The organism is Peribacillus frigoritolerans (genome assembly GCF_030676415.1).
Taxonomy (GTDB): Bacteria; Bacillota; Bacilli; order Bacillales; family DSM-1321; genus Peribacillus; species Peribacillus frigoritolerans_A.
In genome coordinates, this window is record NZ_JAUUTW010000036.1 from 1 (window position 1) to 14,932 (window position 14,932).

The following is a 14,932-nucleotide window of genomic DNA, read 5'->3' on the forward strand; positions in this document are numbered from 1 at the left end:
TCAAAACATCATCAGTCGCAACCGATTGAGCGAAATCATAAGACTTTGTTAAAATATTCACTAACTCAGTCAGTTTTGGTAACTGCTCAACTAAAGTGTTCAATGATTCCTGAACCTCAGGCTTTAATAATTGGTCCAGTACATCTAATTGTTTTTGGCGGGCATTAAGTTGTTCAGTTTGTGATTGGGTAATCGTTTCTGACATATCCAATTCTCCTTTGCAATAAGCATTTTGTTGATATAAATAGAAAAACTTGTAAAATATTACACAATGTGTGACAAGAAAAAATACGAACAAAAATGTAATAAATGCTATCCTATAGTATATCCCTTTAGTTCCATGAAAACAGCTGATTTTTTAAAAAATATCCATAAAATAATCTTTTCCTGCTTATTTGAAGTACAGATTCTAATGGTGTATCCCATTATTTACCTATAATGGACTTTGAGAGGGTGTCTAACATCGGTGCCTGTCATACATATTTCCATCTTTGATTTGCCATCCTAAATGATGGAGGTGAAAAATGTGACTGATTCAGAATCTAAACTTACAGAAGAGAATAATGATAAGAAGCGTCATAAACTGGTTGGCAGTATGGAGTATACTAAAGCACAACTATTGGAAGGTATGAATGGAATTTCTGAAGTTTACCTCAAAAACAGTGAGGAAGGCACATCGGAAACACCTGATAAATAATAGTGTTGTGTAAGCATAGCGAAACAGTTATGCTTACTTAAAATATCAGAAACAACCGTAAACAATGGCTTGAGGAAAACATATAAAGCGTTGAAGGTAAATGCGTAAATGGCGAGCTGGATAGTCTGGATGTCATTCGCCAGTATGATATCATCATCGATTATTCAACGAATAGAGTCCTGCCAGAATCAATAAAACAGTTCCGTGAATACATGAAAACCCGTTCATTGGCATTGGAAGTAACGTGAAAAAGGTTCCGAATTCATTCGGAACCTTTTTTCATCAGCGCATTTTTAATGGAAGCCCATCAATTCCTTCACATGTTCACAATTATCTTGTGAAGTGAGCATTTCCAAGAGCGTAAAGGCAACATCGAAAGCTGTGGATGGATTGTAGGATGTAATGATATTGTCCGTGACGACAATCGGTTCGTTCACGACAATCGCCCCAAAATCTTTTAGCTGCCCCTGTCTCTTACTGGTTGGGTGGTTGTATGTTGTGGCCTTTCTTCCATTCAATATCCCGCTTTTTCCTAGTGGGAGGGAACCTACACAAATGGTTGCGATGATTTTGTTCTTATTATGAAAATGTTTGATTACATCAAGAAACCTCTGATCATAGGCATCCTCATAGAAACCGGCTTCTTCAAAACCTCCTGGAATGGCCAAAGCATCGAAGTCATCAAGGTTCACTTGATCGAGGGTCATTTCAGGCTGCACGATGAAGTTCCATGTGCATTTCAATTGTTCGTGAAGTCCCACCGTAACCAGGTCAGTGGTGCCATCACCCTCTAATTTATTCCACCCCAATACATCTGTAAACACACTTGCTTCAACCGCTTCGAATCCATTGGATAGCAGCATCAATACTTTTTTCATAACAGCATCCCCCTTATTTATATTTGAATTAATTATATAAAAAGCAAATTCCTTTATACATGCGATTAATTACGTATTCATCTCATTTCTTTTTATTTTATAATGTATTTGAAAGGATTCTGTTAATAATAAAAAGTGAGGGCGATTGAGATGGATCGAACGGATAAAAAAATACTTTCCTTGCTGGAGAATAATGGGCGCATGTCCATGAAAGAACTGGCACAAGAAGTGTCCTTAACGGCTCCAGCAACGAAAGAACGTGTGAATAAATTAGAGGAAAGCGGAGTGATAAAGGGGTATAAAACGGAAATATCACTTGAAAAACTTGATAGGAGCATTACGGCATTCATATTATTCGAAACGGATAGATGCAAAGATTTTTATCAATTTAGCTTGAGCCATCCGGAAGTTCTGGAATGCCACCGGTTAGCCGGTCAATACAGTTATCTTATTAAAATAAGTACATATTCCATGGAAACACTGGAAGACTTCGTCGATGAAGCCATTAAATACGGGAAATCTTCCACCCATCTAATTTTTTCTTCCGCATCGAAAAATGTTTTTTCAGGAGAGGAGATTTAACCGGCTTCAACCACATTTACTTTCCTTCTTTTTAATATATGAGCGATTAGCAGGAAAAAACTCCACCAATCTAGAAAGTAAATAGTAACAAAAATCACAGTTGGATGTTCAAAAAGGGAGTGGAGAAGAGTGAGTTTTGTTTATGATGAAGATAAAATAATGGAATTCCTTTTGCAGAATAAAAGTGAGTTTGAAGAATATCTTTTATCAGCAGCGGTCAATGTCAGGGATAAAATCGAAGAAATCCTCCTGATTGGAAATGTCGATCTTTTGAATAATGCACATAAGCTCGTCCGTTATATAGTGGAGCAGAATGAAACGGATTTGATTGCCTTTGCCGAACAAGAAGGAGTTACGTGGGCAACCCACTCCATGACGCTTTCATTCAAGCTGGAGTGGATTCAGGCCCTCCGCAGAACGCTTTGGACCTTTCTTTATAAGTTCGAACAAGAAAAGAAAGCGTTTATTGAGGATTCCAAGGTCTTTTTTGATTTAGAGAAAATAGTGAATGAAAAGGTTGATGAATTTCTTAAATCCTTTTTCGTAAGTTACTCCGATTACAAAGACAAATTGATTCTCGCTCAGCAAAACTTGGTGGAAAATCTATCCGTCCCGATCATTCCCATCACTTCCACCACCTGTGTCCTTCCGTTAATTGGGACAATCGATTATTCACGAATACAGATAATCGAAGAAAAGGTATTGATGGAGATAGGCAAACTGCGGATACAAACCTTGATCTTGGATTTGTCCGGTATCATCGAAATCGAAGTTGAAATGATCACTGATTTGATGAAAATCCTCGATGGAACGGCAATGATGGGCTGTAAAGCTGTGGTGACTGGATTACGCCCAGAGGTTGTTACGAAAATGATCCGTTCAGGGATTCAGCTCGATAATAAAGCAGAAACAAAGGGTACGCTGCAGCAGGCATTGAAGGACTATCTTGTAGGCACCTAAAGCGTGAAGTGGGAGTCGCCGTGTTTTGGTGACTTTTTTTTGTGGGTAATTTGGAATATTAAGGTAATTTATTTACTGTTTTATCATATTCGAATAAGTAAATGGAATGGGGAACGGATGCTCCGAAAAGAACGGAATCTAAGTTCCAGCCCGATTTCGGAAATCCGCACCCTTTCCGAAGACTGCCGACAAGCCTCATCAAAGCAAGCATTAAGCGGGGTCTCGGCCAAGCAGTTATCGGAAGGGATTTTGCAAATTTCTTCAATGAGGTTTTTTCGTTTCACTTCAGCAAGGAATAGACATATGTATCATGAGGGATACCGTTTTGGTAAATATAACTCCTTAATATTCCTTCCTGGATGAAGCCCAGCTTAAGCAAGAGCTCACTTGATGGCCCGTTTTCCAGAAAAACGACCGCGCCGATGCGAGTTAAATCAAAGTCTTTGAAACCATAAGCGATAATTTCTTTAAGAGCTTCTGACGCAAATCCTTTGCGCCAATGTGCAGGATGGATTTCATAACCAATTTCCGCCCGTCTGTATTTGGGACTGTGGGCATGAAAACCGATGGTACCAATCAATTCCTGTGTATCTTTTCTTTCAATTCCCCATCGAACCGCACGTTTTTCAAGATAGTTTTTCGCAAAAGAGGCTACAATATCCTTCGCCTGTTCGACATTTTCCAATGAATCCTGGCCATAAAAGCGGGTGACTTCATCTTTTGATAAACATTGGAAAAGAGCTTCCGCATCACTTTCACGAATTTCCCGTAAGCGTAGCCTTTCCGTATTCAATACAGGAAACATTTTTTCCCCTCCTCATATATCAGTTTTCTATCTATTCGGTCTCGATAAAGGTTTTTCCTTTATTATGAAGTACCTTTTTTGCCGGTAATTTCGGTGGTAATCGGACAAGCTAACATTAGCACAACCTAAAAAAACATTGGATGAAGGGGAGTTAGATCATGGGAAAAAAACATCGCAACCGAATCGCTTCACCGAAAAAAAATAACCATATTCCGAAAGCGGACATCATTGCAGAACATGAAGCACACGGTAAGGAATATTCTGCGAATAAACGAAAGAATGGTCCTGGTTCCAATACAGATTGATTAAACTAACTTAGTGTCCGCTCTTGCCTATAAAGGGCAGGGCGGTTATTTGTTTGTGTTTCTTCCCATCAAAGGGTTCATCCTATATCTTAAAGTGAAGAAGCATTTAAGGGAGTTAGGATGATGAAAGCACTTGTCTTTGATGATTTCGGCGGGCCTGAAGTTCTGTCTGTAAGGGAAATTGCAGAACCTGCACTTTCAGCCGTGATCGTTCGAATGAAAGCAATCGATTGAATTTTGCTGATGTATATAGAAGGTAAGGTAATTATTATTTGGTGAGTGATTCCCCATTCATTCTAGGTTATGAAGGGGCAGGGGTCCATATTCCCTAACGCCAATGCGAGTGAGTTTTTGTCTAAATATCCAGACTGGAAAGCCACTAATGGAATTTTCTATACGATTTACGGTGCACCCACAAAGGGCAGCAAGTTCCATGGTGTGGCGATTGTTAATGGCAATAGCGATAATCCACAAGTGGCCTTTGGGAAAACGAAAGACGAAGCTTTCCGTAATTATAAAAAGCTGATTGCCTCTTTGGGAAAAGTAAGCGGTGTGACGCCTCAAAAAAGCTTTGAAATGAAAGAAATAAAGGGGAAGGTAATAAGGATCAATGATGCCAATCTCTCAAATGGATATGTATTCCATTTAATCGTCGAAGGCAATGCCAAGAGGTTTTCGGTGGACCCTGGTGTCAATGCGCTATCTGATATTGTGTTGACGAATGTAGGAGACCGGGTTGTGCTGAAGGTGATGAATATGGAAGAAGACATCGTTCCAGTCGATGAATTCACTAATCTGGACTTACCAAGAGGTGATAATGGACCAGTGGACATCGGAATGATGGAAGAGTCTGCTTGCCATCTCCGATATAAACATGAAAAAAAGCATTGTTATCCGCAATGCTTTTTTTCATGTCTTCGAATGATTGTCATTATAAGTCCGATAGATTGAATGAATGGATGGATTCCATATAATATCCCTTTTGAATGACGGCTTTTATTGAGAAGTGCCCATTTATCCGTTTCCGCACCCGGTACAGAAGTGAAGCGATTTCTTCTGCCGTCACAATTTGCTCGGGATCTCCGACTCTCTCTGGCCATACTTGCTGGACAATTTCTTCCTTTGATATAAGGTTGTCCAAATTCTCATAAAGCAGCTTAAAGCAATTGAATTCCTTTGTCGGCATTTTAATGGGTGCTTCTTCATTGATGATCACGGTCTGAAGGTGCTCATTGATAGCTACGGTTTGCTGGATATCGGGGTTCACCGGCGTGAAATCCCTTGTTAAATCGTTGTCGATGGAGATCATGAATTCAATCAATCCATTAACCAAAGTAATCGAATCCCCCGGTTCAATATGACACGGATTGCCCGGTACGAGCAGCATCTGGTTCACCGAGGTACCGTGCTTGCTTGCCAAATCCTCAATGAGGAGCTGTCCTTCCTCCATATAAATCCGGCAATGTTCCCTGGAAACAAAGTCATTGTAAAGCTTGAAATCAGCTTTGGAGTGCTGGCTTGCACGCCCAATCAGCAGGCTTTTCCCTTCAAATACATAGGCGAATTCCTCGGTTTGGCCTTTGTGCATGGTCCTCAATACAACCTTGAAAGTTTTATAGATCATTCATTTCATACCCCTTAAAAAGTCTGAATATTTAAATTATTTTTATGGATTTATCATTTTGGCTACATGGCTGTTTAGTGGGTTCAATTTTATAATTATAAATTATCAGTCGCTTACTTACTAACGAAAAATGAAAAATACAAATTAGGCACACAGCCATTATAACAAAGAGAAAAGATGGATGAAGAAGAAACTCTATTTTTGCTGATATTCGCTTTGACTGTGGGAGGAAAATTTTATGGCGTTTCCTCAAAGCTGACCAGGCAGCACCGGAAGAAGTATGCGATGAAAAATGTACCTTACACTTGAACGCAATGGAAAAGGAGTTGACCAAAGGTGAGTATGTGGAGAGATAGGATAAATGCCTTCAGCATCCTGCTGATGATCATTAGCATGATGGTATATATTATTTTTCCCCAGCCCTTTACCCTCATTCTGTACTGTATATTTGGCATTGCCTTTATCGGCCTGACTTTACTGAATTAAGCATATCCTGGATTGGAAGAGGGATGTGGGAGACGAAGCGGGAAGGAAAAAGACAGTGGAAAATGTGGAGGAGTCATGCTGAAAACATGATTCCTCCACTCGATTAGCAAGTTTCTTTTCACTTGTTTGTGAAAATCATAGATGCTATAAAAAAGCCTGCCGAATCAACGGCGGCTTTTTTTGCATAAGCCAATTTAAAACATCCATTTTCCTTATTTTAGGGTGAAAATAAAACTAAAGGCACGCATTTTTGTTATTTTTTTTCATAAAATAAGTTATTTTTATAATGAAATATACCTATATTAACCATTACTGTAGCAATATTACTTAGGGGCGGTGCTGGGATTTTTTAAAATATTCCTATCATGATTTTTTGAAAAGAGAATTAAAAGGGGGGAAAGGTATTCTCTGAAAAAATAAAAGGCAATACAATTCGTACATTTGAATCAATGTCTGGGGAAGGAATCATCAAAATGTTTTAAATAGTGGGAATATGATGTAATGATTATTATAAATGGGGATACGCTTAAACATGAATAACTGAGCAATTCTGTAGGTGGAATTAATCAGGAAATCATACTTCTTTCGTCCTGATTTCATTTAATCACGCTGAACCGTATCACAATTTCAAACGGGAATCGATTAAGATATTTTTAAGTAGGAACCCAGTAAGGGTACCTGCTTTCTTCATTCTAAGGGACCGATGAGGATATTGGTGCTTCACAAAATCGTTTTATGAAATCTCGGGGCGTCATGGATTTAACATGACTTTAAAAGAGCCATTTTTATGCAAAAACGGTATAATTAATTGGCAGAAGTAGACATTAATATGGACTGCAACTGAGTTTTTATCGCGTGTTTAACTGAATCTTGAGAGAAAGAACCTTTATACAAAAAGTCAAAATAAGAAAAGGAGAAACCATGACTAATGAAACTGGATGGAATTTAGACAATAGCTATGCACGTCTTCCGGAAAAGTTTTTCACGAGCACGAACCCGACTCCTGTACGTTCACCGGAGTTGATCATTCTCAATGAGAGTTTGGCTGGATCTCTAGGATTGGACGTTAAGTCGCTGCAAAGCGAAGGTGCTGTGGCGGTGTTTGCCGGAAATGAGCTTCCAGAAGGTGCTTCGCCTCTTGCACAAGCTTACGCGGGGCATCAATTCGGTCATTTTAACATGTTAGGGGACGGCCGGGCGATATTGCTTGGTGAGCAGGTCTTGCCCGAAGGCGAGAGGGTCGATATCCAGCTGAAGGGTCCAGGTAGAACGCCATATTCCCGCGGGGGCGATGGCCGGGCTGCACTTGGACCGATGCTGCGCGAATACATCATCAGCGAGGCGATGCACGGGCTCGGCATTCCTACCACCCGAAGTCTGGCAGTGGTGACGACCGGTGAAACGGTAATCCGTGAAACCGGGCTGCCTGGTGCCATCATGACCCGTGTTGCTTCGAGTCATCTTCGTGTCGGAACCTTTCAATTCGCTGCAAAATGGGGCACGATCGAGGAACTCCGGACACTTGCCGACTATGCAATCAAGCGACATTTTCCAGACATTGAAGCAGATGAAAGCCGTTATCTCTCGCTGCTGCAGGAAGTGGTCAAGCGTCAGGCAGAGCTCATTGCCCAATGGCAGCTGATTGGCTTCATTCATGGGGTGATGAACACCGACAACATGACAATTAGCGGGGAAACCATCGATTATGGCCCTTGCGCCTTCATGGATGCCTATGACCCTGCAACGGTATTCAGTTCAATTGATACTCAAGGCCGCTATGCCTATGGTAACCAGCCGGTTATTGGGGGTTGGAATCTTGCGCGATTCGCTGAATCCCTATTGCCGCTGTTGCATGATGACCAGGATCGGGCCGTTACACTGGCCCAAGATAAGATTTCTGTTTTTAATGATTTGTATCACTCTAATTGGTTAGCTGGAATGAGGGCCAAACTGGGGATATTCAACGAAGAGACTCAGGATGAAGCCCTTATTAATGGCATCCTCGGTATGATGAAAAAGCATGGTGCCGACTATACCAATACCTTCCGTGCTTTGACCTTTGATAAAATGGAGGATACGGTCCTATTCGGGACACCGGAATTCGCTCAATGGCAAGAGCTCTGGCAGGCGAGACAGGGCAGGCAGAAGGAATCGAAAGAATCTTCGAATCAGTTGATGCAGAACAGCAATCCTGCAGTGATCCCACGGAACCATCGGGTGGAAGAGGCGTTGGAGGCGGCAGTGGAACAAGGGGACTACAGCGTGATGGAACGGCTTTTGGATGTTCTTTCAAATCCATATGCGCACTTCGAGGAACAAGCTGAATACTCGACACTGCCTGAGTCAACAAAACCTTACCGGACCTTTTGCGGTACCTGATTATAAGTTAGTTTTATGCGTGCTTGGAAATAATGAAGGTGCTCCCGCGATTGAAGTTGATCAGTTGTCAACTCCAAGCGGGAGCCATTTTTGTGTATTCATGCCTTTAGTAAAAAAGTTTTGTTTGAAGAATGTCCAGGGCACGGTCAATATCCGCTAACTCTTCCTTTGATGCATGTTGCAGGCGGCTCTGGAAACGGGATTCTACGATTGCAAAAGCCTCGTTCATCATCATTTCCCCCTCTTTGGAAAGGCGGATGTATTGTTTCCGTCTATCTTCCGAATCACTTATTTTTTCAATTAAATTCTTTTCGCTTAATTTTTTCAATTCACGGCTCGTGTTAGGCATGGAGATATGCTGACAGTCACTGATTTCACTTGGTGTGACAGGCTGACTGACTGTTATATATTCAAGAATTTTATATTGCACCGGCGTGACGGAATCGGATTTAGCGTTTTGTGTCAATTCGTGTGTGACTTGATGTACGGAAGTTGTAAATGTGACCATTTTTTCAAAAAGAGCTTTTTTGTCCATAACTTTCACCTCTTACTGAGAAGATATCAAAAGTATTATCAAAATACAATTATCATTTGACAATAAAAAAGGTGATGTTATATGATTGTTATCAAATGATAAGTAAATAGGGGGTACGTCATGAACATGCTGGTCATCTACACATATCCTAATCAAAGAAGCTTGAGCCATGCTTTTTTAGAAAAAGTCATCAAAGGAAGTAAGGAGAACCCCAACATAAAGGGGCTGCAGGTCTTGGATTTATATGAAGAGGGCTTCAATCCGCTCTTGGAGTTCAATGAGCATAAACGAAGGCGTGATATGCATCGTGATCCTCACCTTGAAAAATATAGAAATCAAATTACCTGGGCCGACAAGATTGTCTTTGTTTATCCAATCTGGTGGGGGAGGCCTCCGGCAATGCTGATGGGATACATTGATCAATTATTTTCTGCGAATTTTGCCTACAGGGATAAAAAGGGATTGTTCCCGGAAGGCCTTCTAAAAGGAAAGTCGGTCGTATGTGTGTCCACGATGAAGGGACCTGCAAAGTATCCACTTCTTTGGTTGAATGATGCACATAAAATATTGATGAAAAGAGCCTTATTCAATTTTGTCGGAATCAAAAAAGTGAAGTTTTTCGAATTCGGAAATATGGAAAGCCTAAAAGGGAAACAAACTCAAAAGCTAGAGAAGGTTTATCGGTATTTCAGAAAGGTGGCAAGCTAAGTTTTTATGAGATTAAAAGAGGAACCCCATTCATGTAAGGAACATCATAATGAATGGGGTTCGCAGTATTCATAGTTTTGTTTTGACGAATCTCCATTTTTTCTTAATAAGGGTAAAGATCGTACAAATCACTAGGATCGACAATGAAGCTAATCCACTAAACCATATGCTTTGGAATTCACTTAAATAAGGCTGGATGATGTATGAAGCCACAATGGCCAGGACCGCGCTTATCGGTATGTAATCAGCGACTTTCCCTTTGCTGAATACGATAACCAGGATTGGAGCCAGCAATGCCGAGTATATATTGCCTGAATAAAATAAGAGCTCCAATAGGTTTGGGGAATAGAAGAGTGTAGCAACGAAAACCAATCCTCCAATACAGATTGAAAGCAGGCGGGCCATCCTTATTTTTTGCTGGTCGCTTTTTTTTGTTTTTAATGGTTCAAGAATATTGGCTACGATCAGGCTGACCAATGAATGCAGGCAGGCACCGAATGTTGAGGTGATTGCACTGAAAGCGCAGAGCACAAAAAGGATGAAAAAGAATGGTGTCGTTATTTTGTTTGCCAATCCAGCCAGAATCGAGTGTATATCAGTGAAGCCGCCCGTAAAGATAACCATGATGAACAGGGATGAAAAGGAGAGCGGGAATATGATCCATATAAGGCCGGATAAAGAGAATGTCAATGGAACCTTTTTGATTTCTATCATGAATAATCGCTGCCATGATGTCAGATCAAAGAAAAACTGGCCGAATCCAACAAGAAGTCCTGCAAAAAGAAAACTCCATAGATCATACTTATTGATGACGAGCATGTATGGATGGTATAAACGAATCCCATCATAAACAGGTTGAATCCCTTCTTTGACGAAAAAGTATAGAGGAATTAAGATAACTGCGGCAAACATGAAGACGACTTGAAAAGCTGCGAATCCATGAATGAGCTTTAATCCCCCGAATCCAGCAAAAAGGACACAAAAACCGAAAAAAAAGAATAACCCGACATAGAGCGGCGTATCGAAAAGAAACTGACATAGGGTGGACGCGGCCATTCCTTGAATGAATAAGATGTATAAACTGGTTATGACCAGAATCACGATCAAAATCCAATATCCGAGGGGATGGAGACGGGCTTTTAAATAGTCGCCAATGGTCAAACCCACGGGGAAATCCTGCCGGACCCTTTTCCCGATGAAGCTGAACATGAACAGGGCGATCGCTCCCATCAGGGCGTATCCGATCCCTCCGAAAACTCCATACTTCACCATCGATTCAGGGGAGGATAATATCGTGGTTCCTGTCACCCAGCGTGCCAGGAGGGAGATGATCCCTAAACCCATCCCGATTTGAATGGGGCCTTGTACGTATTCTTGAAATGTACGTGATCGCAATGTTCATTTTCCTTTCTCGCGGAACTCCTTGGGGGTGATTCCCTCTATCTTCCGGAATAAAGTGCTGAAATAATGCTGGCTATTGAAACCCGAGTTTTCAGCGACGTCTGATATGCTCCAGCTGGTGTTATTGGTTAAGGCCCTTTTAGCGGCCTTTATTCTATAGTGCATTAAATATTCCGAAAAGGAAGTGCCGACTTCTTCATGGAATTTCCTGCTTAAATAAGTCGGATTGGTATGCACTTCACGGGCGATGTCCGAAAGGGAGAGTTTTTCGGCATAATTTTCATGAATGAATGAAAGCGAATGGTGAATAAGGGTTGAATAGTTATGAGAAGATTCCCTTTTGTCATACTTAGCCAGGACTTTATGCAAATCACTTTCTATTACAGGTTTCGTTAAATAATCAACCACGCCTATCCTGATGGATTGCTGGGCATAATCGAAACTTTGATGTGCGGTCACCATGATGATTTCGACCTCTTTGTTTAATGCCCTTAGGTCTTCACCAAATTCAAGACCCGATCGCCCCGGTAGATTAATATCCAGGAAAGCGAGGTTGATTTTATGATTTTGGTTGAGGGTCAGTGCCTGACAGGCATCAGCAGCTTTGTGAAACTTCCAAAAAGGGTATATGGACTGAATCATATATTCCATTTGTTCAAGGACCAATGGTTCGTCATCAACCAATAATACATTCATTCCGGGGCCGCCTCCTCCATTTTCTTATCAAAAACAAGTGGCCATGATACCTCTACCTTTGTTCCCGATTCATTAGAAGCTATATTTAATTGTGCACGGTCATTGAAGTACAAATATAAACGTTTTTGGATATTATCCAGGCCATGGCCGCCTTCGTCCGTAACGGAAGATTCATTTCCCATTAATCCATTATCCGCCACTTCAAGATATACCATCTGCGAATCCAGATAGAACCGGATATGCAGCAGGGCTTCACCCACTTTTTTTTCCAAACCGTGTTTAAACGAATTCTCCACCAATGTCTGGAGAATGAATGGGGGGACCAGTGCGATTGATAATGGTTCTGGACACTCCATATCAATCTTGAGCCGATCACCGAAGCGAAGGGTCTGGATGTCGAGATAGTGCTGGGTATACTGGATTTCCTGGGAAAGGGGGATCAATGGTTCTGATGCTTTGTATTTGAATTTCAGGAATTGCGAAAATGCCTCTAAGGCCCGTATCAATTCTGCCGTCCTGTTCAGGCGGGCCAAGCCCAGTATGACATTCAGTGTATTGAACAAAAAGTGAGGCTGGATTTGCTGGTTCAATTTATTATATTGTGCTTCTTGCAGTGCTTGCTCCAGGCGTATCTCTTTGTTTTTATTTTCAAGAAGGTCGATCCTCTTCTCGAATATGAATAGAAATAAAAGAGCGATAGCCCCCATGATGGGAGCTAAAATGAAGAGCATGATAATTAACGTGAATCCCTCGTAACTTAGCATGGAGAACCTCTGCTGGTTATATTTTTAAATAACTTGAATTATTCTGTTTATTAGTATCATACTAGAGACCCCTTCGGAAATCTACAGCTTATGACACAATGTGACAAGCCACTTGATGATTTTGTGCCGATCGTTTTAGTTCGGGTAACCGTGTTTTGCAGATATCCTGTACAAAAGGGCACCGTGTATGGAAGCGGCAGCCGCTTGGAGGGTCGATGGGTGAGGGTACATCACCCGTCAATAGGATCCGTTCTCTTTCATGCACAGGATTCGGTACTGGGATGGCCGATAGCAATGCCCTTGTATATGGATGCTGCGGCTGTTCGAAAATGGACTTTTTATCGGCGATTTCGACTATCTTTCCGAGATACATGACCATTACCCGATCCGAGATATGTCTGACCACACCTAAATCATGTGATATGAAAAGAAAGGTAAGGTCGAACTGGCGCTGTAAGGATTTTAACAAATTCAACACTTGCGCCTGAATGGAGACGTCCAGCGCAGATACAGCTTCATCACATATGATCAATTTTGGGTCCACTGCAAGAGCCCGCGCAATACCGATCCGCTGTCTCTGGCCGCCGCTGAATTCATGCGGGTATCTTTCCATGGATTCAGGTCTCAGCCCGACATGTCCCAATAATTCTTCAATCCGGCTCTTTCGTTTTTCTTTAGGGACTACATTTTGTATCGCTAAAGCTTCTCCGAGAATTTGGCCGATAGTCTGTCTCGGATTAAGGGAGGCAAATGGATCTTGAAAAATAACTTGCAGATCCTTCCTGGTACGCCTCATTTCTTTTTTTCCTAAACTCAGTAAATCCTTATCCTGAAAGTGAATGCTCCCGCTTGTTGGTTCATCCAATCGAAGGATGGCCCTTCCGGTAGTCGATTTTCCGCAGCCGGATTCTCCGACTATGCTTAAGGTTTCACCCTGACGGATATCGAAGGTGATATCATCAACGGCTTTTACATGATTGATGGTTCTTCCGAAAAATCCACCCTTGATCGGAAAATATTGTTTCAATTGATCCACTTTAAGCAGAACCTTTTTCTCGGCAGCTGGTACCCCCATCATTAAATTCCCACCTTCTCTTGAGCGTCATATTCCTTTTCCCATTGGGGGGTGAACATCCAGCAGCTGACCTCAGTGCTTGGGCCGGTTGCTTGGAGATCCGGTGCGGCTTGTTCACAAATGCTCTTCTTGTTTGTACAGCGGGGAGCGAAGCTGCAGCCCTTGGGCATGTTGTAAGGACTTGGAACGGTCCCGGGAATTGTAGTCAGTTCTTCCTGGTCCATGTCCAGACGCGGAAGGGAGTTTAATAAACCAATGGTGTAAGGATGTTTTGGGTTTGTGAATATTTCCTTGGCCAAAGTGTATTCAACGATTTTCCCTGCGTACATGACGGCAACCCGATCACAGGTTTCATATACGACACCCAAATCATGAGTAATCAAAATGACAGCCGTCCCGAAATCCTTTTGCAGCGTCTTGATTAGTTCGAGGATTTGGGCTTGGATCGTCACATCCAGTGCTGTTGTAGGTTCATCCGCTATTAAAACCTCAGGGTGGCAGGCAAGTGCCATGGCAATCATGACCCTTTGCCTCATTCCGCCGCTTAGCTCATGCGGCTCCTGTTTTGCCCTTTTTTCAGGTGAGGGGATTCCGACGAGCCGAAGCATGTCGACTGCTTTGTCCCATGCTTCTTTTTTTCCCAGTTTTTGATGGAGCCGGATCGCTTCTGCAATTTGCTCACCGGCTGAATATACGGGATTCAATGATGTCATCGGCTCCTGGAATATCATCGAAATTTCATTGCCGCGTATGGACCGCATCTGTTTTTCGGTCTTCGTAAGCAGATCCTCCCCTTTAAAAAGGATGCTGCCACCGGCAATCTTACCGGGCGGCGACGGAATGAGCCTTAACAATGATAGCGATGTTATGCTTTTCCCGCTTCCCGACTCCCCGACGATTCCAAGCGTTTCCCCTTTATTGAGGGAGAAACTGATTCCATTGACTGCTTTACTCGTTCCTTCGTCAGTGAAAAAGTGGGTCTGCAGATTTTTTACCTCCAGTATTTTATCATCAACCTGTTTCATCATCCTACCTCC

Annotated in this window: 16 protein-coding genes and 1 pseudogene; 7 read left to right on the forward strand and 10 right to left on the reverse strand. The window is 41.9% G+C overall.

What is annotated here, in order from left to right:
• Window positions 1-205 (reverse strand): annotated as a pseudogene (locus Q8G36_RS23870) (DUF1641 domain-containing protein); the annotation flags it as partial.
• A gap of 321 nt (window positions 206-526) precedes the next feature.
• On the opposite strand from Q8G36_RS23870, the gene Q8G36_RS23875 reads away from it, so the two are divergent.
• Window positions 527-697: a hypothetical protein gene (locus tag Q8G36_RS23875; protein ID WP_305162326.1), complete on the forward strand. Its 171-nt coding sequence runs from the start codon at window positions 527-529 to the stop codon at window positions 695-697.
• Between the two features lie 293 nt (window positions 698-990).
• On the opposite strand, the gene Q8G36_RS23880 is transcribed toward Q8G36_RS23875, so the two are convergent.
• Window positions 991-1,575 carry a DJ-1/PfpI family protein gene (locus Q8G36_RS23880; protein WP_305162327.1) on the reverse strand — a complete coding sequence of 195 codons (585 nt, stop codon included), beginning with the start codon at window positions 1,573-1,575 and terminating at the stop codon, window positions 991-993.
• Between the two features lie 150 nt (window positions 1,576-1,725).
• Here Q8G36_RS23880 and Q8G36_RS23885 point away from each other — a divergent pair, with 150 nt between their 5' ends.
• Together Q8G36_RS23885 and Q8G36_RS23890 are read left to right on the forward strand one after the other, a co-directional pair.
• Window positions 1,726-2,157: an Lrp/AsnC family transcriptional regulator gene (locus Q8G36_RS23885; RefSeq protein ID WP_034304284.1), complete on the forward strand. Its 432-nt coding sequence runs from the start codon at window positions 1,726-1,728 to the stop codon at window positions 2,155-2,157.
• Window positions 2,158-2,286: 129 nt separating this feature from the next.
• On the forward strand, window positions 2,287-3,117 hold the full coding sequence (locus Q8G36_RS23890) for an STAS domain-containing protein (RefSeq protein WP_105718870.1): 831 nt from the start codon (window positions 2,287-2,289) through the stop codon (window positions 3,115-3,117).
• Window positions 3,118-3,397: 280 nt separating this feature from the next.
• On the opposite strand, the gene Q8G36_RS23895 is transcribed toward Q8G36_RS23890, so the two are convergent.
• Entirely contained in the window at window positions 3,398-3,922 is a 525-nt protein-coding gene (locus Q8G36_RS23895) for a GNAT family N-acetyltransferase (RefSeq protein ID WP_305162328.1), read from the reverse strand.
• Between the two features lie 158 nt (window positions 3,923-4,080).
• Here Q8G36_RS23895 and Q8G36_RS23900 point away from each other — a divergent pair, with 158 nt between their 5' ends.
• Both Q8G36_RS23900 and Q8G36_RS23905 read left to right on the forward strand, forming a co-directional pair.
• A complete protein-coding gene (locus Q8G36_RS23900) occupies window positions 4,081-4,227 on the forward strand; it encodes a hypothetical protein (RefSeq protein ID WP_100298038.1) in 147 nt (48 codons plus the stop codon).
• A gap of 351 nt (window positions 4,228-4,578) precedes the next feature.
• Window positions 4,579-5,178: a hypothetical protein gene (locus Q8G36_RS23905; RefSeq protein ID WP_305162329.1), complete on the forward strand. Its 600-nt coding sequence runs from the start codon at window positions 4,579-4,581 to the stop codon at window positions 5,176-5,178.
• On the opposite strand, the gene Q8G36_RS23910 is transcribed toward Q8G36_RS23905, so the two are convergent.
• A complete protein-coding gene (locus tag Q8G36_RS23910) occupies window positions 5,159-5,851 on the reverse strand; it encodes an FHA domain-containing protein (protein ID WP_305162330.1) in 693 nt (230 codons plus the stop codon). The two genes, Q8G36_RS23905 and Q8G36_RS23910, sit on opposite strands and share 20 nt — an antisense overlap.
• A gap of 1,407 nt (window positions 5,852-7,258) precedes the next feature.
• Here Q8G36_RS23910 and Q8G36_RS23915 point away from each other — a divergent pair.
• A complete protein-coding gene (locus Q8G36_RS23915) occupies window positions 7,259-8,716 on the forward strand; it encodes a protein adenylyltransferase SelO (protein ID WP_305162331.1) in 1,458 nt (485 codons plus the stop codon).
• Between the two features lie 106 nt (window positions 8,717-8,822).
• Here Q8G36_RS23915 and Q8G36_RS23920 read toward each other — a convergent pair whose 3' ends face one another.
• Window positions 8,823-9,251, reverse strand: a complete 429-nt coding sequence (locus tag Q8G36_RS23920) for a MarR family winged helix-turn-helix transcriptional regulator (RefSeq protein ID WP_305162332.1) — start codon at window positions 9,249-9,251, stop codon at window positions 8,823-8,825.
• A gap of 120 nt (window positions 9,252-9,371) precedes the next feature.
• On the opposite strand from Q8G36_RS23920, the gene Q8G36_RS23925 reads away from it, so the two are divergent.
• Window positions 9,372-9,959, forward strand: coding sequence for an NAD(P)H-dependent oxidoreductase (locus Q8G36_RS23925; protein ID WP_305162333.1), 588 nt, complete (start codon window positions 9,372-9,374; stop codon window positions 9,957-9,959).
• Window positions 9,960-10,028: 69 nt separating this feature from the next.
• On the opposite strand, the gene Q8G36_RS23930 is transcribed toward Q8G36_RS23925, so the two are convergent.
• The 5 genes from Q8G36_RS23930 to Q8G36_RS23950 all read right to left on the reverse strand — a co-directional run bounded on the left by Q8G36_RS23930 (window position 10,029) and on the right by Q8G36_RS23950 (window position 14,920).
• Window positions 10,029-11,354 carry a transporter gene (locus tag Q8G36_RS23930; RefSeq protein WP_305162334.1) on the reverse strand — a complete coding sequence of 442 codons (1,326 nt, stop codon included), beginning with the start codon at window positions 11,352-11,354 and terminating at the stop codon, window positions 10,029-10,031.
• 3 nt (window positions 11,355-11,357) lie between these two features.
• Entirely contained in the window at window positions 11,358-12,056 is a 699-nt protein-coding gene (locus Q8G36_RS23935) for a response regulator transcription factor (RefSeq protein WP_076372145.1), read from the reverse strand.
• Window positions 12,053-12,820: a sensor histidine kinase gene (locus Q8G36_RS23940; protein WP_305162335.1), complete on the reverse strand. Its 768-nt coding sequence runs from the start codon at window positions 12,818-12,820 to the stop codon at window positions 12,053-12,055. Before Q8G36_RS23940 ends, Q8G36_RS23935 begins: the two co-directional genes overlap by 4 nt.
• An 88-nt stretch (window positions 12,821-12,908) precedes the next feature.
• Entirely contained in the window at window positions 12,909-13,898 is a 990-nt protein-coding gene (locus Q8G36_RS23945) for an ABC transporter ATP-binding protein (RefSeq protein ID WP_305162336.1), read from the reverse strand.
• Window positions 13,898-14,920 (reverse strand): ABC transporter ATP-binding protein, encoded by a 1,023-nt coding sequence (locus Q8G36_RS23950; protein WP_370694114.1) that lies wholly within the window; start codon window positions 14,918-14,920, stop codon window positions 13,898-13,900. Before Q8G36_RS23950 ends, Q8G36_RS23945 begins: the two co-directional genes overlap by 1 nt.
• Window positions 14,921-14,932 lie beyond the last annotated feature (12 nt).

Bases quoted from the DNA above. Each gene is read 5' to 3' on its own strand.
- Q8G36_RS23880 (WP_305162327.1), bottom strand. From the start codon at position 1,575: ATGAAAAAAGTATTGATGCTGCTATCCAATGGATTCGAAGCGGTTGAA.
- Q8G36_RS23885 (WP_034304284.1), top strand. From the start codon at position 1,726: ATGGATCGAACGGATAAAAAAATACTTTCCTTGCTGGAGAATAATGGG.
- Q8G36_RS23895 (WP_305162328.1), bottom strand. From the start codon at position 3,922: ATGTTTCCTGTATTGAATACGGAAAGGCTACGCTTACGGGAAATTCGT.
- Q8G36_RS23900 (WP_100298038.1), top strand. From the start codon at position 4,081: ATGGGAAAAAAACATCGCAACCGAATCGCTTCACCGAAAAAAAATAAC.
- Q8G36_RS23910 (WP_305162330.1), bottom strand. From the start codon at position 5,851: ATGATCTATAAAACTTTCAAGGTTGTATTGAGGACCATGCACAAAGGC.
- Q8G36_RS23915 (WP_305162331.1), top strand. From the start codon at position 7,259: ATGACTAATGAAACTGGATGGAATTTAGACAATAGCTATGCACGTCTT.
- Q8G36_RS23920 (WP_305162332.1), bottom strand. From the start codon at position 9,251: ATGGACAAAAAAGCTCTTTTTGAAAAAATGGTCACATTTACAACTTCC.
- Q8G36_RS23925 (WP_305162333.1), top strand. From the start codon at position 9,372: ATGAACATGCTGGTCATCTACACATATCCTAATCAAAGAAGCTTGAGC.
- Q8G36_RS23935 (WP_076372145.1), bottom strand. From the start codon at position 12,056: ATGAATGTATTATTGGTTGATGACGAACCATTGGTCCTTGAACAAATG.
- Q8G36_RS23940 (WP_305162335.1), bottom strand. From the start codon at position 12,820: ATGCTAAGTTACGAGGGATTCACGTTAATTATCATGCTCTTCATTTTA.
- Q8G36_RS23945 (WP_305162336.1), bottom strand. From the start codon at position 13,898: ATGATGGGGGTACCAGCTGCCGAGAAAAAGGTTCTGCTTAAAGTGGAT.
- Q8G36_RS23950 (WP_370694114.1), bottom strand. From the start codon at position 14,920: ATGAAACAGGTTGATGATAAAATACTGGAGGTAAAAAATCTGCAGACC.